General features: G+C 64.1%; 20 protein-coding genes. 10 read left to right on the forward strand and 10 right to left on the reverse strand.

Features of this window, described 5'->3' with window-relative positions:
- Positions 1-15: 15 nt before the first annotated feature.
- Both LDN95_RS07420 and LDN95_RS07425 read right to left on the reverse strand, forming a co-directional pair.
- Positions 16-2,172: an alpha-galactosidase gene (locus LDN95_RS07420; protein ID WP_226017022.1), complete on the reverse strand. Its 2,157-nt coding sequence runs from the start codon at positions 2,170-2,172 to the stop codon at positions 16-18.
- Positions 2,138-3,463 carry an MFS transporter gene (locus tag LDN95_RS07425; RefSeq protein WP_226017023.1) on the reverse strand — a complete coding sequence of 442 codons (1,326 nt, stop codon included), beginning with the start codon at positions 3,461-3,463 and terminating at the stop codon, positions 2,138-2,140. Before LDN95_RS07425 ends, LDN95_RS07420 begins: the two co-directional genes overlap by 35 nt.
- Before the next feature lie 206 nt (positions 3,464-3,669).
- Between LDN95_RS07425 and LDN95_RS07430 the strand changes: the two genes are divergently transcribed.
- Positions 3,670-5,325 carry a GMC family oxidoreductase gene (locus LDN95_RS07430; RefSeq protein WP_226017024.1) on the forward strand — a complete coding sequence of 552 codons (1,656 nt, stop codon included), beginning with the start codon at positions 3,670-3,672 and terminating at the stop codon, positions 5,323-5,325.
- A gap of 5 nt (positions 5,326-5,330) precedes the next feature.
- Here the strand turns inward: LDN95_RS07430 and LDN95_RS07435 are convergent, their stop codons facing one another.
- Positions 5,331-6,365, reverse strand: a complete 1,035-nt coding sequence (locus tag LDN95_RS07435; RefSeq protein ID WP_226017025.1) for a YncE family protein — start codon at positions 6,363-6,365, stop codon at positions 5,331-5,333.
- Positions 6,366-6,603: 238 nt separating this feature from the next.
- Here LDN95_RS07435 and LDN95_RS07440 point away from each other — a divergent pair, with 238 nt between their 5' ends.
- Together LDN95_RS07440 and LDN95_RS07445 are read left to right on the forward strand one after the other, a co-directional pair.
- Positions 6,604-6,795: a hypothetical protein gene (locus tag LDN95_RS07440; protein WP_226017026.1), complete on the forward strand. Its 192-nt coding sequence runs from the start codon at positions 6,604-6,606 to the stop codon at positions 6,793-6,795.
- A gap of 5 nt (positions 6,796-6,800) precedes the next feature.
- Positions 6,801-7,010: a hypothetical protein gene (locus LDN95_RS07445; protein WP_226017027.1), complete on the forward strand. Its 210-nt coding sequence runs from the start codon at positions 6,801-6,803 to the stop codon at positions 7,008-7,010.
- Positions 7,011-7,116: 106 nt separating this feature from the next.
- Here the strand turns inward: LDN95_RS07445 and LDN95_RS07450 are convergent, their stop codons facing one another.
- The gene (locus LDN95_RS07450) at positions 7,117-7,773 is read right to left on the reverse strand and encodes a DUF2490 domain-containing protein (RefSeq protein ID WP_226017028.1); all 657 of its coding nucleotides are present in this window, start codon (positions 7,771-7,773) and stop codon (positions 7,117-7,119) included.
- 467 nt (positions 7,774-8,240) lie between these two features.
- On the opposite strand from LDN95_RS07450, the gene LDN95_RS07455 reads away from it, so the two are divergent.
- The 7 genes from LDN95_RS07455 (at position 8,241) to phoB (ending at position 15,601) form a co-directional block, all read left to right on the forward strand.
- Entirely contained in the window at positions 8,241-9,416 is a 1,176-nt protein-coding gene (locus LDN95_RS07455; protein WP_226017029.1) for a cell wall metabolism sensor histidine kinase WalK, read from the forward strand.
- 104 nt (positions 9,417-9,520) lie between these two features.
- Positions 9,521-10,567 carry a substrate-binding domain-containing protein gene (locus LDN95_RS07460; RefSeq protein WP_226017030.1) on the forward strand — a complete coding sequence of 349 codons (1,047 nt, stop codon included), beginning with the start codon at positions 9,521-9,523 and terminating at the stop codon, positions 10,565-10,567.
- A gap of 17 nt (positions 10,568-10,584) precedes the next feature.
- Complete coding sequence (gene pstC, locus LDN95_RS07465; RefSeq protein ID WP_226017031.1) at positions 10,585-11,967, forward strand: phosphate ABC transporter permease subunit PstC; 1,383 nt, start codon at positions 10,585-10,587, stop codon at positions 11,965-11,967.
- A gap of 7 nt (positions 11,968-11,974) precedes the next feature.
- Positions 11,975-13,279, forward strand: coding sequence for a phosphate ABC transporter permease PstA (gene pstA / locus LDN95_RS07470; RefSeq protein WP_370631663.1), 1,305 nt, complete (start codon positions 11,975-11,977; stop codon positions 13,277-13,279).
- Between the two features lies 1 nt (position 13,280).
- Positions 13,281-14,117: a phosphate ABC transporter ATP-binding protein PstB gene (gene pstB, locus LDN95_RS07475; protein ID WP_226017032.1), complete on the forward strand. Its 837-nt coding sequence runs from the start codon at positions 13,281-13,283 to the stop codon at positions 14,115-14,117.
- A gap of 10 nt (positions 14,118-14,127) precedes the next feature.
- Entirely contained in the window at positions 14,128-14,817 is a 690-nt protein-coding gene (gene phoU, locus LDN95_RS07480) for a phosphate signaling complex protein PhoU (RefSeq protein ID WP_226017033.1), read from the forward strand.
- Positions 14,818-14,911: 94 nt separating this feature from the next.
- Positions 14,912-15,601 (forward strand): phosphate regulon transcriptional regulator PhoB, encoded by a 690-nt coding sequence (gene phoB, locus LDN95_RS07485; RefSeq protein WP_226017034.1) that lies wholly within the window; start codon positions 14,912-14,914, stop codon positions 15,599-15,601.
- A 17-nt stretch (positions 15,602-15,618) separates the two neighbouring features.
- Here phoB and LDN95_RS07490 read toward each other — a convergent pair whose 3' ends face one another.
- The 6 genes from LDN95_RS07490 to LDN95_RS07515 are packed head-to-tail and all read right to left on the reverse strand — an operon-like array spanning position 15,619 to position 22,123.
- Entirely contained in the window at positions 15,619-15,894 is a 276-nt protein-coding gene (locus LDN95_RS07490) for a DUF1467 family protein (RefSeq protein ID WP_226017035.1), read from the reverse strand.
- Positions 15,895-15,908: 14 nt separating this feature from the next.
- Positions 15,909-17,561: a ribonuclease J gene (locus tag LDN95_RS07495; RefSeq protein ID WP_226017036.1), complete on the reverse strand. Its 1,653-nt coding sequence runs from the start codon at positions 17,559-17,561 to the stop codon at positions 15,909-15,911.
- 43 nt (positions 17,562-17,604) lie between these two features.
- Entirely contained in the window at positions 17,605-18,387 is a 783-nt protein-coding gene (locus LDN95_RS07500; RefSeq protein ID WP_226017037.1) for a type III pantothenate kinase, read from the reverse strand.
- Positions 18,387-19,103: a biotin--[acetyl-CoA-carboxylase] ligase gene (locus tag LDN95_RS07505; RefSeq protein WP_226017038.1), complete on the reverse strand. Its 717-nt coding sequence runs from the start codon at positions 19,101-19,103 to the stop codon at positions 18,387-18,389. The genes LDN95_RS07500 and LDN95_RS07505 overlap by 1 nt, the downstream gene beginning before the upstream one ends.
- Positions 19,104-19,133: 30 nt before the next feature.
- Positions 19,134-20,597 carry an NADH-quinone oxidoreductase subunit NuoN gene (gene nuoN / locus LDN95_RS07510; RefSeq protein ID WP_226017039.1) on the reverse strand — a complete coding sequence of 488 codons (1,464 nt, stop codon included), beginning with the start codon at positions 20,595-20,597 and terminating at the stop codon, positions 19,134-19,136.
- The gene (locus LDN95_RS07515) at positions 20,597-22,123 is read right to left on the reverse strand and encodes an NADH-quinone oxidoreductase subunit M (RefSeq protein WP_226017096.1); all 1,527 of its coding nucleotides are present in this window, start codon (positions 22,121-22,123) and stop codon (positions 20,597-20,599) included. The genes nuoN and LDN95_RS07515 overlap by 1 nt, the downstream gene beginning before the upstream one ends.
- Position 22,124: the final 1 nt, after the last annotated feature.

Genomic DNA, 22,124 nt, shown 5'->3' on the forward strand with positions numbered 1-22,124 from the left:
ACAGGCGCGGACCTGTCATCGTGTGGTCGCCACGATATGGAAAATGGCGACGCTTTCAGCCTTCATCGGCGGCAACGGCAGGCCCGCTTCGGCCAGCCAGCTAGCCGTCAGCGACACCCCGTCGGCCTGCATCTGCGTGGCAAGCGCCGTGGTCGGCGCGGCGTGCCCGCCCTGCCCCCCGGCAATGCGCAGCAGCCGAACCTTGCAGATCCCGGCATCGCGCAGGAACGGCAATCGCAACGGCTGGGGGCGGCGATCGAGTGGCGGCGCGGTGCGGGTCACGAACAGCAGCAGCGAATTCAACGTGCCCTGCGCCTGCCATGTCAGTCCGTCAGCGCCCTCGCCCAGCCAGGTCCGCCCTTGATGCAGCACGTCGCGCCATTCCTGCTGGAACGCGATCCAGTGGGCCAGTTCGAACCGATCAGCCTCACCCAGCGCGCGCGGATCAAGCTCGACGCCGAAGTGGCCGGGCAGCGCGGTGGCCGCGCGGAACGACAGCGCCTGCGTTCGTCCGGTGGCATGGGCGGGGCTGGCTCCGACATGCGCCCCCATCATTTCGGGTGGAAGAAAGTGGAGAAATCCGCGCTGCATGGCGACGCGACTGACCGCATCGATGTTGTCGCTGGTCCAGAAGCGATGGACGAAGGGCACCATCCCGGCGTCGCTACGGCCACCGCCGCCTGCGCAGGATTCGATCTCGACCGCCGGGTGCGCGGCGCGCAACCGCCCGAGCAAGTCGTACAGTCCGGCCACTTGCCCTGCCCCGCCACGCGGCGCCAGATCGCGGTTGTGGTCCCATTTCAGATAGCCGATCGGCGTGTCGCGCAGCAGCTTATCGAGGCAGCCGAACAAGTAGTCACGCACATCGCCGCGCGACAGATCGAGCACCAGCTGATTGCGCGCGGTTGGCCGCTCGCGCTCGGGCGCGGCCAGTGCCCAGTCAGGGTGCGTGCGATACAGGTCGCTGTCCGGGTTGACCATCTCCGGCTCAACCCACAAGCCGAACTCCATGCCCAGCGCGTTGACACGTTGCGCAAGTGGCCCAAGGCCATGCGGATACTTGGCCGGATCGGCGGTCCAGTCACCAAGGCCCGCCGTATCGTCGTTGCGTCCCCGGAACCACCCATCGTCCAGCACGAAGCGCTCGACGCCAATTGCCGCTGCCGCTTCGGCCAATTCGCCGATACGTGCGGCATCATGGTCGAAATAACAGGCTTCCCAGCTATTGAGGTGGACCTTGCGCGGGGTGGCAGGCGCGCCAGCCACCTGCCCTGGCCACGCAATCATCGCCCGGACAGCACCGTGAAACGCATCAATGGCACCGTTGCGTCCGGTCGAGGAGAATACCGCCAGCGCATCGGGCGTCTGCCAGCGAGCGCCACTCGGCAAAACGACCTCGCCCGGTTGCAAGGCCGCAGCCGCGCTGAGCAACCACGCGCCTTCGTCATCGCGCTCGACCGCGATCTCGGCATCGCCCGACCAGCACAGCTGCAGCGCCCGCACTTCACCCGTGGCGAAGTCCGCGCCCGGCCCAAGCACATAGACCCCCGGCGCACCGCCATGCCCGGTCAGGCCACGACGCCCCTCACGCACCCAGCGCTGCTGCGGCATCGGCTCGATGCATTCGACCAGTTCGGCATTGTGCCGTCCGCGCCAAGACAGGAGCCCTGCGCTGTCAGCGGGAAGCGGCAGCACGGCGCTGGCCAATCGGTCGACCGCCAATGGGCCCTCGCCGGTGTTGCTCAGCGTCGCCGAGAACCGCAAAGCACCGCCCGGCTCGGCCAGGATGCGCTGTTCCAGCACGATTCCCGCCACCGCATCGTCCAGCCGTACCACCAGTTCGCCGTCGACCACCTTGGCCTCGACGCTGGTCCACGCCACGACCACCGGCACCCCGGCGCGGCGCACACGCACCACTACGGGCCCGAACCAGCCAAGCCCGCCGACCGGGGCCAAAGACAGCGGCACATCGCGATCGGGCGAGAACGATGCCGCACCACGCGTTTGCAGCAAGGCCGGCAGCCCGGCAGTATCCACCGGCGCTCCCCAATGCCGCCACAGCGGCGCTGCAAAGCCTTCTGCCTGCTCCAGCACCAGAACGGCGCCGTCGGCCTCGAGGGTCAGCAGGCGCACCATATCAGGCACCCACAGCGGCATGCAGCGCGATGGCATCGGCCCGCCCTTCGCGCACCCACAACACCGATCCGCCCGCCAGCAACAGACAGAAGCCCGAAAGCGTCAGCATGTGGCGCGGATCGCCTCCCAGCAGCGTGTCGTATAGCCCGAAGCCCAGCGAGATGAACGGCAGGTCCAGCCGGCTCATCAGGATCGCGAACAGCAGCATCGGAATCACGATCATCATGTTGAAGATGCCCATGTAGACCCCGGTGCGTGTCGCCGGGATGGCATTGCTGAGGATGGCGTAGGGGTTGCCCATGATGCTGCCCCAGGCGAGGCCGATGCCCGCCGCTGGCACGAACAGCAGCGCCTTGTGTTCGACCAGCGGCAGCGCGATCATGCCAAGGCCGCCTGCCACCAGACACAGCGCATGCAGCGGTCCCGGTCCGATCCGCCGCACCAGCGGCACCATCGCGAACGCGGTGACGAAGGCGATGGCGTTGTAGAACGCGGCAACCTCGCCATTGGTCAGCACCGCGCTGTGGAACGCACTGCTCAGCGGGTCGGCGGTGTGATAGACCGAACGGCCGATGGCATAGCTGACATAGGCCCAGTAACCCGACATGCCGAACCACTGGAACAGGCTCATCAACCCGAGCTTGCGCATCGCCAGCGGCATGTCGCCGATAGCCTCGGCAATTTCGCGGAACGTCGCGCCCAGTCCGGTCGGTTGGGCCTGAATATGCGCCAGTTCCTGCGGCGTCAGGGGCAATTCGGGCACGCGCCAGACCGACCACAGGATCGTCGTCAGCGACAGCACCGCCCCGACCATGAACACGATGCGCACCGTGTAGGGGATATTGTGGGCATCCACCCAGTCCTGGTTCATCCCCATGCCGACCAGCAACGAAGGCGTCAGAAACGCGAGCATCTGGGCAAGGCCAGTGAACGCGCTTTGCGACAGAAACCCGATCTGCCGCTGCGCCGGGTCCAGCCGGTCGGAAACATAGGCGCGATAGGGCTCCATCGTGATGTTGTTGCCAGCATCAAGCACCCACAGCAGCGATACCGCCATCAGCAGCGACGATGACAGCGGCATCGCCAGCAGCCCGAGCGCGCACAGCACCGCGCCGACCACGAAGTAAGGCGTGCGCCTGCCCCAGCGGCTTTGCGTGCGGTCGCTCATCGCGCCGATGATCGGCTGGATCAGCAGGCCGGTAATCGGCCCGGCCAGGCTCAGCATCGGGATCTGCGCCTCGGTCGCGCCAAGGTAGGTATAGATCGGCCCCATGTTGCCCTGCTGCAGCCCGAAACTGAACTGAAGCCCAAGGAACCCGAGATTCATCTCAAGAATCCGGGGCAGTGACAAATGCGGACGGACCGACGCCATGAACGCTCTCCCGATGGCTCGACAGGCCACTCGTCACGCTCATGCCATATGTCGCACAAGCCGACAACAATCGTTTGCAATAATTTGCTTCCGCCAATTCCGGCCGATGGCACCGACTGCGTTCTTGCGCGGTGGCGCCTGCGCGGGTTAGCCCTGCGCGGATGGGAGAAAGCACAACCGCAGCCACGTTCGACGGCGACTATGACTACATCGTCGTCGGCGCAGGCTCTGCCGGTTGCGTCGTGGCCAACCGCCTGTCCGCCGACCCTTCGGTCCGGGTGTTGTTGCTGGAAGCAGGCGGTCGCGATGACTGGATCTGGTTCCACATTCCGGTCGGCTACCTGTTTGCGATCGGCAATCCGCGCGCCGACTGGATGTTCCGGACCGAACCCGAAACCGGGCTCAACGGTCGCAGCCTGAAGTACCCGCGCGGCAAGGTCATCGGCGGGTGTTCGGCGATCAACGCCATGATCAGCATGCGCGGGCAGCGGCAGGACTACGATCACTGGCGTCAACTTGGCCTGACGGGGTGGGGCTGGGACGATGTCGCGACGGTGTTCCGCACGATCGAGGATCACTTTCTGGGCGACAGCGAAGCCCACAGTACTGGCGGCGAATGGCGGGTGGAGCCGCCGCGAGTCCAGTGGCAGGTGCTTGATGCCGTGGCGCAAGCAGCGCAGCAGATGGGCGTTCCCGCAAGCGCCGACTTCAACACCGGCGACAACAGCGGCGTCGGCTATTTCCACGTCAACCAGAAGCGCGGCACGCGTTGGTCGACCGCGCGCGGCTTCCTCAAGCCGGTGCTGCGCCGTCCCAACCTGCGGTTGGAAACCGGCGTGCTGGTAGACAAGGTTCTGGTCTCGGACGGCCGCGCCAGCGGTGCGCGCTTCAGCAAGGGCGGACAGCAATTCACCGCACGGGCGCGCGGCGAAGTGATCTTGTGCGCAGGCGCGATCGGCACCCCGCACTTGCTGCAACGCTCGGGCATCGGCCCCGCCGCGTGGCTGGCAGAAGCAGGTGTCCTCCCGCTGCTCGACCGACCCGGCATCGGCCGCAATCTGCAGGATCATCTGCAGCAACGCGCGGTCTATCGCGTGTCGGGGGTGCGAACGCTCAACGAAACGTACTGGAACCTTGCCCGACGCGCGTGGATGGGGGTGGACTATGCTTTGCGGCGGCGCGGACCGCTGACGATGGCGCCGTCGCAACTTGGCTTGTTCACCCGGTCAAATCCCGAACACGACCGCCCCAACCTGCAATTCCATGTCCAGCCGCTGTCGCTCGATGCCTTTGGCGAGCCGCTGCATCGCTATCCCGCGATCACCGTTTCGGCCTGCAACTTGCGCCCAACCGCGCGCGGGACCGTGCGCCTCGCCTCGGCCGACGCGCTGCAGCCACCGCGCATCGCCCCGGCCTACCTGTCGACGGACGAGGACCGGCAGGTCGCCGCCGACGCCATCCGCGTGACCCGGCGGCTGATGCGGCAACCGGCGCTGGCAGGCTTCCATCCGGAAGAAGTCCTGCCCGGACTGGGTGTTTCTGACGATGATCCGGCGGCGCTGGCGCATGCGGCGGGCGACATCGGCACCACCATCTTCCACCCCGTGGGGACCGCGCGGATGGGCCGTCCCGACGATCCCATGGCGGTGGTCGATGACCGCCTACGCCTGATCGGGCTTGAAGGCTTGCGGGTGATCGATGCCAGTGTGATGCCGACGATCACCAGCGGCAACACCAACACCCCGACGGTGATGATCGGCGCAAAAGGCGCAGCACTGGCGATCGCCGACCGCAAGCGCCAGCATCAGCGCGCCTAGGCCGCTCAACCTGCGGGCTTGAGCACGACCAGATGGAAACTGCCCGGCGCGATCTCGGCGCGCTTGCCCGGCTCTGCGGGCAGGAAGCGCGCGGCAGGCGAATACAGGTGGCCACTGACCGGATCGAGTGCTGCGGTGCGCGCGCTCGGCTCGGTCGGGATGGTCGCGACAACCCGTGCCTTGCCATGGTCCAGCGTGATCACGGCCAGCGTGCCCGTCTTGCCGCTGGGGATCAGGAAACGGTGCCGGACCGCATCCCAGATCACCGCATCGGGCCCCGCACCGATTGGCACGCGTTGCACCAGCTTACGCGCCGCCAGATCGACCAGCGCGGCCTGCCCGTTGGCGCATGATGCCAGCGCCAACCCGTCAGCAGGCGCATAGGCAAGGCCGGTCGGCCCTTCGCACCCCGGCAGCGCGATCGTGCCCAGTGGCTTGCCCGCGACCGGATCGGCCAGTTCGATCTCGTTTGCGTCCTCGTTGTTGACCGCCAGAAGGTGCGTATTGACCAGCAAGGGCATCTCCAGCCCCGGTTTGAGCGCGATCTGGCGCACTTCGCGCATCGCCGTCAGGTCGATGATCGAGGCGATCCCGGCCTTGGCCGCCATCACATAGGCGGTGTTGCCATCGGGGCCGATCAAAGCGGCATCGGGGTTGGCCGGAACCGCAATGCTCGACAGTTGTTCGCCGCTTTCGGCATCAAGGATGCGGACGGTATTGTCGCGACCGCTGGTCACCAGAATGCGGTTGCCGCCCGGAATGGCGAGCGCGGCATGCGCCCCGACAATCGTGCCGATGGCGCGGACCACGGGCTTGGCATTGGCCTCGCCCGCGGGGACAATGACCAGCACATCGGTGCCATGCGCCACCAGCAACCGGCCATGTCCGGCATCCCAGTTGGCATAGTCCCAACGGCCATCGGGCGCCACGATATCGGCCTCGCGAACGAATGCCGGCGTCGGCTCTGCTGCGGCAAAGCCTACATGCGGGACGAGTGCGGCTGACGATACCGCCAGCACGCCAGCAATCAAACCACGCATCGCAATGTCTCCCGGCTTCGTTGATCGGAAATGCAGTTTTGTGCCCACAGCCAGCGTCAGGTGTTGCCGCGTACGGGCGCATCTATGGGCCATAGATCCGCAGCCGCGTGCTGGCCAGCAAACTAGCGCTTAAGGTATCGCCGCTATTGGCGTATGCGGCAATCCCGGCCATATGGTCGGGCAAGTCCGTCATGGGCCCCGGTCGAGGTGGTGCCCGAACTGTCGCAAGGGTGCCCGGATGATCGACATCTTCGCCGTCGTCCTGCATCACGCGCTGATGCTGCTGGCGATCTGGCGCCTGATCCAGCGCGACGATCTGGACTTCGATCCGCTGCTGCCCTTGCGCAAGTCCGACAGGTTTCGCCGCACGGTGGCGCGGGGTTCGGGCAAGGCTGAGCAAGTGGCCCCCGGCAAGGCGGCTCGGCGCTGACCCCTGTGCTTGCCTGGCCTGAAAGCACGGCTGGCGTGCTGGCATTGGCTGGCGCGGTCATGGCCGCGCTGGCGCTGTTCAGCGGCGTTCTGGATCACCGCCACCACAACCGTGCGGACCTTGATCGGGTCGCTCTGCTGGCTTGGGGGCGTATATCGGTGTTGCTGTTGTTCGGCGCCATCGTGTCGTTCGCGGTTGCCCTCCACGCCAGTTGATTACGCCGGTTGGGTCCGCTCGTTGATCATGACGACTGCTCAACGCCGCTGCTTACAATGGATGACGGCGCCGCTGTTTCATCCGAGCCGATGCGGCGTGGACGGTTCAAAGGGTGGCGTTGATCCCCAGCGAAAGCACGTGGTCATCGTTATCCGGGCCATTGCGGATGAAGGCATGCTGGTTCAGGTAGCCCGCTTCCAGCGTGAATTGCCGGGTCAGGGGCGTTGCCAATCCGACAAAGGTGCGCATCCGATCCAACCCGGTGATCGCCTGAAAGGGCACATGGTTGAGCGGAACAAAACTCTCGTTCGACACGACCAGAAGCGTGTGCCCACAGATCGGCGAGGCAAGCCGGACGAACGGGCGCAAACGCCAGCCGGTAGCGCCGATGCCGGGACGCCAACGCTCCTCCAGCCTGAGCCTGCCGCTGATCTGGATCGGCCCTACTTTGCCCAGATTGTCGAACGAGACCTGCTGCCGAAAGCGATTCTCCATGACGGCATAATGGCCATGGAGGTATTGGGGATCATGCGTGTAACCCAGCCACAGCGTCACCGCACGATGCGGCAGGCGATAGCCGATCATCGCGTTCTCCTCGACCTCGTAAAGCCCGCGGGCATCGCCCGTACGGACGACCAGCTCGTTTGAAGCGCGCCAGCCATCGCCCAGCGCCACATTAACGCCAAGCGTCTCCCAGGCCTGCGTATCCGTTGCCGCGTGCGCGATCTGCGGCAAGAGCAGTGCCGCACAGATGCTCGCCATCAGCCTTGTCGCCATCATCGCAATCCGCCCTCGTTCATGCGCGGCCGAATTATGACATATTGGTGACAATATCACCCCTGCATGGCGCGCTTTTTGACATTTATGTGACAAGACACAGCCATGTCGCGCGCTCCCAAATCACACAGGCCCAAATCACTCTGGCCCAAATCACTCGGGGGAAGCCAATGCCAAACATCGGCCGATGGACAGACCGCAAGCAGTAACAATCGCAGCTTACGCAGAACCGGCGTAGGGCAGGCCATAGTCTTGAATTGTGCCCACAGATTTAGATTGTGACAGGGCTGCTACGCGCTTGCACGTGGATCGGGGGCTGGCATATCGCGCCGGTCAGTCTGTAACGGCATGTGGTCGTCGATTCGGATGGAGCGATCCATCTTATTGTAATGTTTGAGTTTCGGCCTGCGCGAGTTGGCCAGTTGCATCCGGTTTCACGCAAAAGGCCCGACATGACGCCGCAATCGCTGCCCCTGTCGTCGATCTTCGTGGCGATTGCCACGACCATCGGCCTGTTGGTGGCGCAAACCAACATCTGGCTGGTCGTCGCAGTGTTGATCCTGTGGTTGGCCAGTCTGTGGCTGGCCAGCCCGGAACCGACGGTCGAAACGCGCCGCGAAGACGAAGGCAGCGTTTCGCGTCAGGCAATGGTCGATCTGGTCGAGCCGTTCAGCGTGCCGGTATTGATGCTCGACGGCCAGCGGATCGCTGCGGCCAACGGTTCGGCGCGTGAGACGCTCGGCCCGCACATCATCGGACAGGATGCGCGCGTCGCGCTACGCCACCCCGAAGCAGTGACGCTGCTGGACAAGACCGAGGGCAGCGCACTGGTCAAGGGCCTGACCGGCGCGCGATCGATCTGGAACGTTCGCAAAGTCGCCATCGACCAGCGCTTTTCGTTGATCGAACTGGTCAATCGCACCGCTGAGGCCGACATCAGCCGCTCCCACACCGATTTCGTCGCCAATGCCAGCCATGAATTGCGCACGCCGCTGTCGTCTATCATCGGCTATATCGAGACGCTGTCCGACCCGGACGCGCGGATCGACGCGGCCACCAGCGCGCGGTTCCATGCAACCGTGCTGCGTGAGGCAAAGCGGTTGCAGCACCTTGTCGAAGACCTGATGTCATTGTCGCGGATCGAGGCGGAAAAGCACGATCCCCCGCGCGACCGGATCGACCTCGGCCAGATGGTCACCTCGATCGGAGCCGAAGTCGCCATCACCGCTGGCGAGGAGCGCATCGACGTCAAGGCGAGCGAGGCGATCGTCACCGGCGACCGCCAGCAACTCGATCAGGTGATCCGCAACCTGATCGACAACGCGATGAAGTACGGTCACCCCGGCGCGCAGGTCCGGGTATCCGTGGCGCCATCGGGCAGCGAAGCCGTGTTGTCGGTGGCTGACAGCGGCGAAGGCATCCACCCCGATCACATTCCCTACCTGACCCGGCGCTTTTACCGCACCGATCCGGGCCGCAGCCGTGCGGCAGGGGGCACCGGGCTTGGCCTTGCCATCGTCAAGCATATTGTCGAGCGGCACCGCGGCAAGCTTGACATCACCAGCCAGCAGGGCGTTGGCACGACCGTTACCATCCGCCTCACACTGAACCCGATCGAGGGAAGCTAGCCGCAGATCGACGCATTGTCATAAATTCGTCACACATGGCGACCATTGGCGGCTGAAATGCGACCCCGCCTTGCTCAGACGCGCAGACGCAAAGAGGTTTCACGATGAACACGAAAACGATGCTTCGCTTTCCGGCTGTTGCTCTGGTCACGCTTGCGCTCGCCGCATGTGGCGGTTCCGGCGGTGGTTCGCGCGATCAGGTGCGTGCGGTCGGATCCTCCACCGTCTATCCCTTTGCCAAGGCTGTGGCCGAATCGCTGGCGCGCAACGACGCTTCGGTGAAGTCGCCGATCATCGAATCGACCGGCACGGGCGCGGGCATGAAGCTGTTCTGCGCTGGCGTGGGCCCGCAGTTCCCCGACATCGAGAATGCCTCGCGCCGGATCAAGAAGAGCGAGTTCGACGACTGCCAGAAGAACGGCGTCAAGGACATCGTCGAAATTCAGGTCGGCCTTGATGGCGTCGCCTTTGCCGGCAGCAAGCAAGGTCTTGCCCTGCCCCTGACCCCGGTCGACGTGTACAAGGCGCTGGCCAAGAACCCGTTCGGCAAGCCCAATACCGCCAAGACCTGGGCCGATGTGAACCCTGCCCTGCCGGCCGAGGCGATCCTTGTCTATGGCCCGCCCTCGACCAGCGGCACGCGCGATGCGCTCAAGGAACTGATCCTGACCAAGGGCTGCGATACCGACGCCGCAATGAAGGCGCTGAAGGAAACCGACAAGGACAAGCACGACAAGGTCTGCGGCGAAGTTCGCGAGGACGGCGCCTATGTCGATGCCGGTGAAAACGACAACCTGATCGTCCAGAAGATCGAAGCCAACGCCAAGGCCGTGGGCATCTTCGGCTTCTCGTACGTCGAAGAAAACGCCGACAAGCTGATCGGCCTGACGATGAGCGGCATCACCCCCACTTACGCGACGATTTCCGATTACAGCTATCCCGGTGCCCGCCCGCTCTACATCTATGTGAAGAAGGCGCATCTCAAGGCAATTCCGGGACTTCAGGCTTATGTCACGGAATGGTCAAAGCTGTGGGGCAAGGATGGCGTACTTGCCAAGCAGGGCATGGTTGTTGCACCAGAAGCGGTGCTCGCCGCCAGTGCCAAAGCCGTGGGCGAGATGCCGTTGCTTGACGGTTCGCAGCTGAAGTAAGGACACCGACCCAAGTCATGTCGCCAGCCACATTGTTCCTTCTGGCCTTCGGGCTGGGCCTTGTCGGCTGGCTGGCAGGGCGCTCGCGGGCCTGGGCCTTCCGCCGCAAGGCACCCGAAACCCGGCTGCATTCGCTGCCGGGTTTCCATGCCTGGTACGTCGCGCTGTGGATTGCGCTGCCGACGGTGCTGTTTGCGCTGATCTGGGCCGCGATCAGCCCTTCGTTGGTACTGGGCCATGTTCTGGCCGATCCAGCCGCATCCGTCCTGCCCGCTTTCGGGCTTGAGCGCGACACACTGCTGAGCGAGGCGCGCGCTGTGGCCACCGGTTCGGCCGCCGGTGTGTTCAACCCCGATGCCGAAGCGCTCGTTGCCCCGTTCCGCGCGGCGATCACGCTGTTCGACGGGATCGGGATTGTCGTAACGCTGGTGGTCGCCGTCGCGGGTGGCGCGTTTTCGTTCCTGCGGTTGCGGCCAGACTTCACCGCGCGCACCCGCGTCGAACGGGTCGTGCTCAACGTGCTGCTGTTCGCCTCGCTCGTGGCGATCCTGACCACCGCAGGGATCATCGCCAGCCTGGTGTTCGAGACCGGCCGCTTCTTCTCGATGGTCAACCCGATCGATTTCCTGTTCGGCACACATTGGGCGCCCGACCCGATGAGCAGCGGCGCGGTTGACAGCAAGCAGTTCGGTGCGATCCCGCTGTTCTGGGGCACCATCTATATTGGCGCGATCATCGCCATGATCGTCGCCATCCCGCTGGGCCTGATGAGCGCGATTTTCCTCACCCAGTACGCCACCCCGCGCGTGCGCAGCGTGATCAAGCCGCTGCTCGAAATCCTCGCAGGCGTGCCGACGGTGGTTTACGGCTATTTCGCGGCGCTTACCGTGGCCCCGGCCGTTCGTGATTTCGCGCAAGGCATCGGCATCGCCAATGCCTCGACCGAAAGCGCGATGGCAGCGGGTCTGGTGATGGGGGTGATGATCATCCCGTTCGTCTCCTCGATGGCCGACGATTCCATCGCGGCGGTGCCGCAGGCGATGCGCGACGGCAGCCTGGCGATGGGCGCAACCAAGGCCGAAACGATCAGCCGCGTGCTCGTTCCGGCAGCGCTTCCGGGCATCGTGGCGGGCGTCATGCTGGCGATCAGCCGCGCGATCGGCGAGACCATGATCGTGGTGATGGCCGCAGGTGCCGCCGCCAACCTGACCGCCAACCCGTTCCAGTCGATGACCACGGTCACCTTCCAGATCGTCGCCATGCTGACCGGCGAAGGCAGTTTCGACCATCCGGCAACCCTGTCGGCCTTTGCGCTCGGCATGGTCCTGTTCCTTGTTACGCTGGCGCTCAACTTCCTCGCGCTGCGCGTGGTCAAGCGTTACCGCGAAGCCTATGAGTGAGCCCGGCATGACCGCAACGCCCTCTCCCGACGCACCGGCCGGTGCCACGACCGACGCCAAGGCCGCAGACGCCCTGCGCGCTGCGCGTCAGGCGCGAATGCAGGCAGGCCTGAAGCGTCGTTACGCTTATGACCGGCTGTTCCGCCTGAGCGGGTTTGCGGCGGTCGCTTTTTCGGTACTTGTGCTGGCCTTCCTGCTGGTTTCGATGGGATCGAACGGCCTCGCCGGGTTCCACCGCACCGAAGTGCGGATGACCATCCCGGTCAAGGGCCAGTTACTGATCGACCCGGCCCGGCTGGCGCAGGCCGATCCGCTCGCCGCGCTCGACAGCGCGGGTCTGCCGCTGGTGATCGATACCGCAGCCGAAGAACAACTCGGCCATGGCGGCGCCGCTCTGCTTGGCCCCGCTGCATGGCGCGATGCCGGCCGCAAACTGGTCGCCGAGCCGAGCCTGCTCGACAAGGACAAGATCGACCTGTCGCTGCCTGCCAGCGATGACGTTGCCAACGCCATGCGCGGGAGCGGCGATCCTGCGCTGCTTGCCAACGTGGGCACTCTGGCCAAGGCCGGCAAGATCGCCCGCGTGTTCGACTGGGGCTTCCTTGCCCGTTCGGACGCCACCAGCCCGCAAGTCGTCGGCATCTGGGGCGCGCTGAAGGGTTCGATGATGACCATGCTCATCACGCTGGTCCTCGCTTTCCCGGTCGGGGTACTGGCGGCGCTCTATCTTGAGGAATACGCCACCAAGAATCGCTGGACCGACCTGATCGAGATTTCGATCAACAATCTGGCGGCGGTCCCCTCGATCATTTTCGGTTTGCTCGGGCTCGCCGTGTTCCTCGGCCTGTTCCCCAACTGGCGTTCTGCCCCGATCATCGGCGGCATGACCCTGGCCCTGATGACGATGCCGGTGATTGTCATTTCGGGCCGCAACGCGATCAAGGCCGTACCACCGTCGATCCGCGATGCGGCGCTCGGGATCGGCGCCAGCCCGGTGCAGGTGGTGTTCAACCACGTTCTGCCGTTGGCGTTGCCGGGCATCCTGACCGGTACGATCATCGGCATGGCCCGCGCGCTGGGCGAGACCGCGCCGCTGCTGATGATCGGCATGCGCGCATTTGTCGCCAGCCCGCCGGGTGACATCACCTCGCCATCGAGCGTGTTGCCGGTGCAGATCTTCCTGTGGTCGGACGAAATCGACCGTGGCTTCATCGAACGTACCAGCGCGGCAATCGTCGTGCTGCTGATCTTTCTCCTCGTCATGAACGGCCTTGCCATCTATCTGCGCAACCGCTTCGAGAAACGGTGGTAACATGAACGCGTCCGTCACCCAGGCCGAACCATCGGTGTCGATCCAGGCACCACCAGCGCACAACTTCCCCGATCCCGTCGGCGCGCCCAAGATCAGTGCGCGCGACGTCTCGGTGTTCTACGGCCAGAAGCGCGCCATCGACAACGTGTCGATCGACATCCCGCAAAGCTATGTGACCGCGTTCATCGGCCCGTCGGGCTGTGGCAAGTCAACCTTCCTGCGCACGCTCAACCGTATGAACGATACAATCGCCAGCGCACGGGTCGAAGGCGAGATCCTGCTCGACGGTGAGGACATCTACCGCTCGGGCATGGACGTGGTGCAGCTGCGCGCGCGGGTGGGCATGGTGTTCCAGAAGCCCAACCCGTTCCCCAAGTCGATCTATGAAAACATCGCCTATGGCCCGCGCATCCATGGCCTGTCAGGCAGCAAGAGCGAACTGGACGGCATCGTCGAAAGCTCGCTCAAGCGCGCCGGGTTGTGGGACGAGGTCAAAGACCGCCTGAACGACAGCGGCACGGCACTTTCGGGCGGGCAGCAACAGCGCCTGTGCATCGCGCGCGCGATCGCCGTCGATCCCGAAGTGATCCTGATGGATGAGCCGTGCTCGGCGCTCGACCCGATCGCCACGGCGCGGATCGAGGAACTTATCTACGAACTGCGTGGCCGCTATGCCATCGTGATCGTTACCCATTCGATGCAGCAGGCCGCCCGTGTGTCGCAACGGACGGCCTTCTTCCACCTTGGCAAGATCGTGGAGTACGGCACAACGTCGGACATCTTCACGAACCCGCGTGAAGAACGCACCAAGGACTACATTACTGGCCGGTACGGCTGAGGAGCGCGCAATGGTGGCCGAACATACCGTCAAGGCGTTTGACGAGGATATTACCCGCCTGCGCGGGCTGGTCGCCGAGATGGGCGGGCTGGCCGAACTTTCGATCGCTGAAGCGATGGACGCTCTGATTTCCGGCAACGAGGAACTGGCAGCAGGCGTCATCGCCCGCGACAAGCGGATCGATCAGCTTGAAGGCGAAGTCGATCGCCTGGCCGTGCGTGTGCTGGCATTGCGCGCTCCCATGGCCGATGACTTGCGCGAAGTCATCGCCGCGTTGAAGATCGCCGGTGTGATCGAACGCATCGGTGACTACGCCAAGAACATCGCCAAGCGGGTCGGCCATATCGAGGGGCGCAAGCGGTTCGAGCCGCTGACCCTGTTGCCGGTGATGAACGAGATGGCCGCCGATATGGTTCATGACGTGCTGACCGCCTTTGCCGCACGCGATGCAGCCGCCGCTGCAGAAATCGTGCAGCGCGATGCGCGGGTCGATGCGTTCTACGACAGCATCTTCCGCAATTTTGTGTCGTACATGGTCGAAAACCCGGCGACGATCAGCAGCGTGGCGCAACTGATGTTTGTCGCGCGAAACATCGAACGGATCGGCGATCACGCCACGAACATTGCCGAAATGGTACACTATGCCGCAACAGGCACCTATTTGCCCGAGCGTGAGGAAGTGCCGCCACCGGCGTTCTGATGCCAAGTCATGACACCGTAACATTTGCCGTGTTTTCGCAAGGCATGGCCGGTGGGACATGCTTCCCACTGGCCCGCGCTCGGGGGAATTGACAATGTCTGCGCCAAAGCTGCTGCTGGTCGAAGATGACGCGGCGCTGGCCGAGTTGGTGGAATACCGCTTTCGTGGCGAGGGCTACGAAGTGCGCACCACCGACGATGGTGACGAGGCTCTGCTGCTTGCCGCCGAGGAAACGCCCGATCTGGTTCTGCTGGACTGGATGATCGGCGGGACCAGCGGGATCGAGGTTTGCCGCCGTCTGCGCCGCAACAAGTCGACCGCGCATGTCCCGATCATCATGCTGACCGCGCGTAGCGATGAGGATGACCGGGTTCGCGGGCTGGAAATCGGCGCTGACGACTATGTCACCAAGCCCTTTTCGCCGCGCGAGCTGATCGCACGCGTCAGCGCCGTTTTGCGTCGTGTCCGTCCGGCTCTGGCGGGCGAAACGATCACGGTCGGCGATCTCTCGCTCGATCCCACGGCGCACCGCGTCACCCGGTGCGGCCAGTCGATCAAGATCGGGCCGACCGAGTTCCGGCTGCTGCGCCACTTCATGGAGCACCCCGGCCGCGTCTTTTCGCGCGGGCAACTGCTCGATGCGGTCTGGGGCAGCGGCAGCGACATCGAACTGCGCACCGTCGATGTGCACATCCGCCGCTTGCGTCAGGCGATTGCCCTTCCCGGCCTTGCTGATCCGGTACGCACCGTGCGTTCGGCAGGGTACGCACTCGAAGGCGTGTAAAGCCGCAACGCCGCGCCTTACTTCAGGCCGATCAACGGCGAGATGTCGAGGTCGGCAGGCACGATCCAGCCATAGCGGTAATTTGCGAAGAACAGCACGAACACCGCCAGCGAAAGCAGCGTAGTGCGCAGGACGATCACGCGTGGTCGAAAATTGGCGGGCGCGCTGTGCGCCTGCCCGGGCACTTTCTCCACGCCAAGCTCGTCGGGTGTGCGCACACCGAAGGGCAGCACCACGAACGCGCACATCACCCACATCAGCACATAGATCGCCAGCATCGAAAACGGGCGCATCGCGACGGTTCCTCTCAATCTTCGCGCAGCAACACCTGGACCACCGGCTTCTTGCCGGACCAACGCTGCGCTGCGCGTCGTACCGCAAGCCGCACCGCTTCGGCAACGGCCACACGGTCGCGCCGCCGATCTCCCTTGAGGGCAGCGAGCGCCTTGGTCACGTCATCACGCGCCTCGGCTTCGAACGCCTCCAGATCCTCCTCCAGCGGCAATCCGATGGCACCAAGGTCCACCCCCGAGGTCAGGCGCCCATCGCGGCTGACCGCCAGCGCCACCGAGACCAGCCCGTTGTTGGCCAGGCGACGCCGCGCGCCGATCGATTCGCCGTCAGCGGGCGCGATGATGTCGCCATCCAGAATCAGCCGGCCAGCCCGCACTTCGCTGATCTTGTGCGGTCCATTGGGGGCAAGACGGACAAGATCGCCGTTCTTCTGCAGGATGGCGCGGGGAATCCCCTCTTCGCGCCCCAGCCGTGCCTGTTCGGCCATGTGGCGGATCTCGCCGTGCACCGGGACAAGCATCTGCGGACGAATCCAGTCATACAGCGCGATCAGTTCCGGGCGGCCAGGGTGGCCTGAAACGTGAATCATCGCCTGTTTGTCGGTGATGATGCGGACGCCCTTATCGACCAGCGAATTCTGAATTCGGCCAATTGCCAGTTCGTTCCCGGGAATCTGCCGGCTGGAGAACACCACCGCATCGCCGCTTTCAAGCTTGATCGGATGCTGATCCCCGGCAATGCGCGCCAGTGCGGCGCGCGCCTCACCCTGCCCGCCAGTCGCCAGAATCAGCACTTCGCCGCGCGGCAAGCCCATCGCCCGTTCCATGCTGATGACGTCAGGGAAATCCTCTAGATAGCCGCTCGCTTGTGCCACGCCGATGATCCGGTCGAGCGAACGCCCCGCAACGCACAGTTCGCGCCCGGTCGCTTCAGCCACTTCGGCCAGCGTCTGCAGCCGCGCCACGTTGGAGGCGAACGTGGTCACGACCACACGCCGCCCCTCAAGCCCGCTGATCGCTTCCAGCAAGCCTGCGCGCACCTCGCCTTCGGACCCGGAAGCGCGCGGATTGAACACGTTTGTGGAATCGCACACCAGCGCCAGCACGCCGCTGTCGCCGATCGCGGTCAATTCTTCTTCGGTTGCAGGCGTGCCGATGCGCGGCTCGTCATCCAGCTTCCAGTCGCCGGTGTGGAATACCCGGCCATAGGGCGTATCGATGACCAGCGCATTGCCCTCGGCAATCGAGTGCGCCAACGGCACATAACGCACCGCGAACGGAGCGAGGTCGATCGAGCCTTCGTTGGGAATGACGATGAGTTCGACGTCCTTTTCGATCCCGGCCTCGACCAGCTTTTCATGGACGAGCCGCGCAGTGAACGGTGTAGCGTAAAGCGGCACACCCAGTTCGCGCGCGAAATAGGGCACCGCGCCGATGTGGTCTTCGTGTGCGTGGGTCAGCACGATGCCGACCAGATCCTTGGCCCGATCCTCGATGAATTCCAGATCGGCAAAGACCAGATCGACGCCGGGATAGTGCGGGTCCGCAAAGGTCATCCCCAGATCTACCATCAGCCACTTGCCGTTGCAGCCATAGAGGTTGACGTTCATTCCGATCTCGCCCGATCCGCCGAGCGCGAGGAACAGCAATTCCTTCCCTGGGGTCACTTACTATCCTGTTCTATCTAGGCACGCGCCGGATGTGGCGCGATCAGCCCCGCGCTCGTTCGGCCAGAATGGCCAGACCATCGAGCGTGAGGTCGGTATCAACGTGATCAAAGATCGATGTATGTTCGTGGAATAGCACGGCAAGGCCGCCCGTGGCGATAATACTGAGGGGTCGCCCGATTTCGGCACGCAACCGGGCAATCAGGCCCTCCATCATGGCAACGTAGCCCCAGAACACACCGATGTGCATGGCGTCTTCGGTGTTGCGCCCGATCACGCTCCGATTGTTGCCGCGCGGCGCCTCGACCGCGATGCGGGGCAGCTTTGCAGCGGCATTGACCAGCGCGTCGAGCGACAGGTTGATGCCCGGCGCAATGATGCCGCCCTTGTAGATGCCGTCCGGGTCGATCACGTCAAAGGTCGTTGCGGTGCCGAAATCGACCACGATCAGATCGCCCGGATAGCGCGCATGCGCTGCCACTGCATTGACGGCTCGATCTGCGCCGACCGTACTCGGCTGATCGACGTCGGCGACAAAGCCCCACTCAAGCGGCGGTTCTCCAGCCACCTGGGCATCGAGCTTGAAATACTTCTGCGCCAGTACCTGCAGGTTGTGCATGGCACGAGGAACGACCGTACAGATCACGAACTGGCCGACCGTCGCAGGGTCGAAACCCTGCAACTGCATGAGTTGCAGCAGCCAGACGGCGTATTCGTCGGCGGTGCGCCGGGGGTCGGTCGCGATGCGCCAACGCCCCTTGATCTCGCGTCCCTCAATCAGCGCGAACACGACGTTGGTGTTCCCGACATCGACAGCCAGCAGCATCAGTCCCTCACGTGTTCCAAGTCACCGGCGTGGATGGCATGGACCTTGCCGTCCGCCAAGCGCAGAAGCGCAACACCGAACGGATCAATGCCGGCAAAGGCGCCGGTCACCTGACCATGGTCATGATCGTGGGCTGATAACAGCGTGCCCACCGGATGCGCTGCAGCCAACCAGTCCGCGCGCAGTCCTGACCAATCACCCGAATGCCAGCGAGCGAGCGCAAGTTGCCAGCGCTGGTCCAGCAATTGCGCAAAGGCATCGCGCGCAATGGGAAAACCCAGTTCGGCCAATGCGGCGGTGCTCCGCCCGGGTACGTCTGGCGCTTGCGCAAGGTTGACGCCGATGCCGACAACCACTGCGTCGCCTTGCCGTTCCAGCAATATGCCAGCCAGTTTGGCGCCGCCTGCAAGCAGGTCGTTCGGCCATTTCAGCGCAAGGTCAGCAAGTCCGGGGCAGTGTGCCGCCACCGTGTCATGAAGCGCTACGCCTGCGACCAGCGAAAGCGTCTGTGGCGGTGGGTCCGATGATTGCAAGTGGACTATCGTCGAGCCCATGAAATTGCCGAAACCATCGGTCCACACCCGCCCGGCACGCCCACGCCCGGAAACCTGCCGGTCAGCAACCAGCCAGTCCCCCTCACCCGGCGCGTCACCACTGGCAAGACGCGCAAGCAAGGCGGCGTTGGTCGAGCCGATCTCGGGGACGGTCTCGATCAAGTGTGCCGCTCAGTCAGCCCGCGGACAAAATCAAACGACGTGGAACAGAGCGGACGCAGCGCTGCTAGCCAGCGTGTTCAGCCACCCGGTCAGCAGATAACCAAGGGGCGACAGGACCACACTGAACACCACCAGCAGGATCGAGTGCGCCAGATCCGAATTGCCCTGCACCTTGTCGGTCGGTTCGTCGAAATAGAGCACTTTCACTACCTTGAGGTAGTAGAACGCGCCGATGACCGAAGCGGCGATTCCGATCGAGGCAAGCGCGAGCAGGTTGGCTTGTACCGCCGCCTGAAACACCACGAACTTGCCCCAGAACCCGAACAGCGGAGGAATACCGGCAAGGCTGAACATGACCATCGCCAACGCCGCGGCAAGGCCCGGGCGGGTGCGCGACAGACCGCCAAGATCGGCGATCGTCTCGACCTGATTGCCGTCAGCATCGCGCAGCATCAGGATGGCGACGAAACCGGCCACCGACATCGCAACGTAGATTGCCAGATAGACCAGCATCGCCGAAGCGCCCGCCTTGGTTCCGGCGGCAAGGCCGATCAGCATGAAGCCGACGTTGTTGATCGATGAGTAGGCCATCAGCCGCTTGATGTTGGACTGACCGATCGCGCCGAGCGCACCGACCACGATCGACAACAACGATGCCGCGACGATCACCTGACGCCATGCGTCGGGCTGTGCGCCAAAGGCTTCGAGGCTGATCCGCATCAGCAGGCCGAGTGCGGCAACCTTGGGCGCGGTGGCGAAGAATGTCGTCACCGGGGTCGGCGCGCCTTCATAGACGTCGGGCGTCCACATGTGGAACGGCGCGGCACTGATCTTGAAGCCGAGGCCGACAAGGATCAGCACCATGCCGAAGGTCGCGCCAATCGACATGCCGTGCGCATAAGCCACGCGGATGGCGTCAAAGCTGGTCGTACCCGAGAAACCGTAGGTCAGGCTGATGCCATAGAGCAGGATGCCGCTAGCGAGCGAGCCGAGCACGAAATACTTGAGGCCCGCTTCGGCCGAACGATCGTCAGTACGCAGGAACGCGGCGAGGACATAAGCGGCAAGGCTGTTGAGTTCGAGTCCGATGTACAGGGTCAGCAAGTCACCGGCCGAAACCATGATGCCCATGCCGAGCGCGGCGAACAGGACAAGGATCGGAAACTCCGCCCGCATGGCGCGGAACCGGTCAAAGAACGCCGGGGCAACGATCAACGTCACCGCCGCGCCGACATAGATCAGCAGCTTGGCAAACGCGGAAAAGGCGTCTGCCTTGTACTGACCACCAAAGGCGGACACGTCGGCGCCGGCAAGGCTGCCACACAGCGCCGGCAGCGCAATTGCTGCTGCGGCGACGAGCACACCGACCGTCGCGATCGAAATGGCGCGCGAGGCACGGTCGCCCGACCAAGCCGCAACGAGCAACAGGACCAAGCCTGCGACGCTGATCAGTTCTTCAGCAGCGGTCAGCTGGAGCGAATGGAGCAGGTTCATCACTTGGCCTCCCCGGCCTCGGCAGCAACCGGCGTGACGGCCGCAATCTTCACGTTGGCATCACCTTTGGGCTTGGCCGCGTCGATCCGCTGTTCAACCACGGCGATATCCTTGCGCATCGGCGCGAGGAACGATTCAGGATAGATGCCCATCCACAGCACCACGGCGGCAAGCGGCACCATCATCGCCCATTCACGGGCATCAAGGTCAGGCATGGCGGCGGCGTCGGCGTTCTTCTGCGCCCCGAACACCACTCTGCGATAGAGGTAGAGCATATAGGCTGCGCCGAGGATGATACCGGTCGTGCAGACCAGCGCCACCCAGCTCGATTCCTGATAAATGCCCAGCAGCGAGAGGAACTCGCCGACGAACCCGCTGGTGCCCGGCAAACCGATCGAGGCCATGGTGAACAGCAGGAAGAACACCGCGTAGTACGGCATGTTGATGGCCAGACCGCCGTAGCGATCGATTTCGCGCGTGTGCAGTCGATCGTAGATCACGCCGACGGCAAGGAACAAGGCACCCGCCACCAGACCGTGGCTGAGCATGACGATCATCGAGCCTTCGAGGCCCTGCTGATTGAAGGCGAACAGGCCGATCGTGACAATCGCCATGTGCGCGACCGACGAATAGGCAATCAGCTTCTTGATGTCGTGCTGTACCAGCGCGATCAGCGAGGTGATCACTACTGCCGCCATCGACAGCCCCCAGACCAGCGGCGCGAAGTGCGCCGAGGCTTCGGGGAACATCGGCAGCGAAAAGCGGATGAAGCCATAGCCGCCCATCTTGAGCAGCACGCCCGCAAGGATCACCGAACCGGCGGTCGGCGCCTGCACGTGGGCGTCGGGCAACCAGGTGTGCACCGGCCACATCGGCATCTTGACCGCAAAGCTGGCAAAGAAGGCGAGGAACAGCAGATTCTGAGCACCGACAGGGAAGTGGTGGGTCATCAATGTCGGAATGTCGCTGGTGCCGGCCTCGTTCACCATCCAGAACATCGCGATCAGCATCAGCACCGAGCCGAGCAGCGTATAGAGGAAGAACTTGTAGCTGGCGTAGATCCGATCGGCCCCGCCCCAGATGCCGATGATCAGGTACATCGGGATCAGACCGGCTTCGAACATGATGTAGAACAGGAACAGATCCTGCGCCGTGAACACGCCGATCATCAGCGTTTCCATCAACAGGAACGCCGCATAGTATTCACCAGCGCGCTTCTCGATCGAGTTCCAGCTGGCCCCGATGCAGATCGGCATCAGGAACACAGTCAGCGCAATCAACACCAGTGCAATGCCGTCGATCCCCAGCTTCCATTCAAAGCCAGTGAACACCGCAGCATGTTCGGTGAACTGCCACTGCGCGCCGCCGATGTCGTAGGAAGCCCACAGCACCACGCCCAATGCGAAATCGATCAACGTCGCTACAAGCGCGATCAGGCGGGCCTGTTCGCGATTGGCCTTGAGAGAGGCAACCGCACCGACCAGCGGCACCAGCAGCATCAGCGAAAGGATCGGAAAGCCGCCCACG

This window comes from Novosphingobium sp. FKTRR1, assembly GCF_020404405.1.
Taxonomy (GTDB): Bacteria; Pseudomonadota; Alphaproteobacteria; order Sphingomonadales; family Sphingomonadaceae; genus Novosphingobium.

Bases quoted from the DNA above. Each gene is read 5' to 3' on its own strand.
- LDN95_RS07440 (WP_226017026.1), top strand. From the start codon at position 6,604: ATGATCGACATCTTCGCCGTCGTCCTGCATCACGCGCTGATGCTGCTG.
- LDN95_RS07450 (WP_226017028.1), bottom strand. From the start codon at position 7,773: ATGGCGAGCATCTGTGCGGCACTGCTCTTGCCGCAGATCGCGCACGCG.
- LDN95_RS07455 (WP_226017029.1), top strand. From the start codon at position 8,241: ATGACGCCGCAATCGCTGCCCCTGTCGTCGATCTTCGTGGCGATTGCC.
- pstB (WP_226017032.1), top strand. From the start codon at position 13,281: ATGAACGCGTCCGTCACCCAGGCCGAACCATCGGTGTCGATCCAGGCA.
- LDN95_RS07490 (WP_226017035.1), bottom strand. From the start codon at position 15,894: ATGCGCCCGTTTTCGATGCTGGCGATCTATGTGCTGATGTGGGTGATG.
- pstA (WP_370631663.1), top strand. From the start codon at position 11,975: ATGACCGCAACGCCCTCTCCCGACGCACCGGCCGGTGCCACGACCGAC.
- LDN95_RS07435 (WP_226017025.1), bottom strand. From the start codon at position 6,365: ATGCGTGGTTTGATTGCTGGCGTGCTGGCGGTATCGTCAGCCGCACTC.
- LDN95_RS07425 (WP_226017023.1), bottom strand. From the start codon at position 3,463: ATGAATCTCGGGTTCCTTGGGCTTCAGTTCAGTTTCGGGCTGCAGCAG.
- pstC (WP_226017031.1), top strand. From the start codon at position 10,585: ATGTCGCCAGCCACATTGTTCCTTCTGGCCTTCGGGCTGGGCCTTGTC.
- LDN95_RS07500 (WP_226017037.1), bottom strand. From the start codon at position 18,387: ATGCTGCTGGCTGTCGATGTCGGGAACACCAACGTCGTGTTCGCGCTG.
- LDN95_RS07420 (WP_226017022.1), bottom strand. From the start codon at position 2,172: ATGCCATCGCGCTGCATGCCGCTGTGGGTGCCTGATATGGTGCGCCTG.
- LDN95_RS07430 (WP_226017024.1), top strand. From the start codon at position 3,670: ATGGGAGAAAGCACAACCGCAGCCACGTTCGACGGCGACTATGACTAC.
- phoU (WP_226017033.1), top strand. From the start codon at position 14,128: ATGGTGGCCGAACATACCGTCAAGGCGTTTGACGAGGATATTACCCGC.
- phoB (WP_226017034.1), top strand. From the start codon at position 14,912: ATGTCTGCGCCAAAGCTGCTGCTGGTCGAAGATGACGCGGCGCTGGCC.
- LDN95_RS07460 (WP_226017030.1), top strand. From the start codon at position 9,521: ATGAACACGAAAACGATGCTTCGCTTTCCGGCTGTTGCTCTGGTCACG.
- nuoN (WP_226017039.1), bottom strand. From the start codon at position 20,597: ATGAACCTGCTCCATTCGCTCCAGCTGACCGCTGCTGAAGAACTGATC.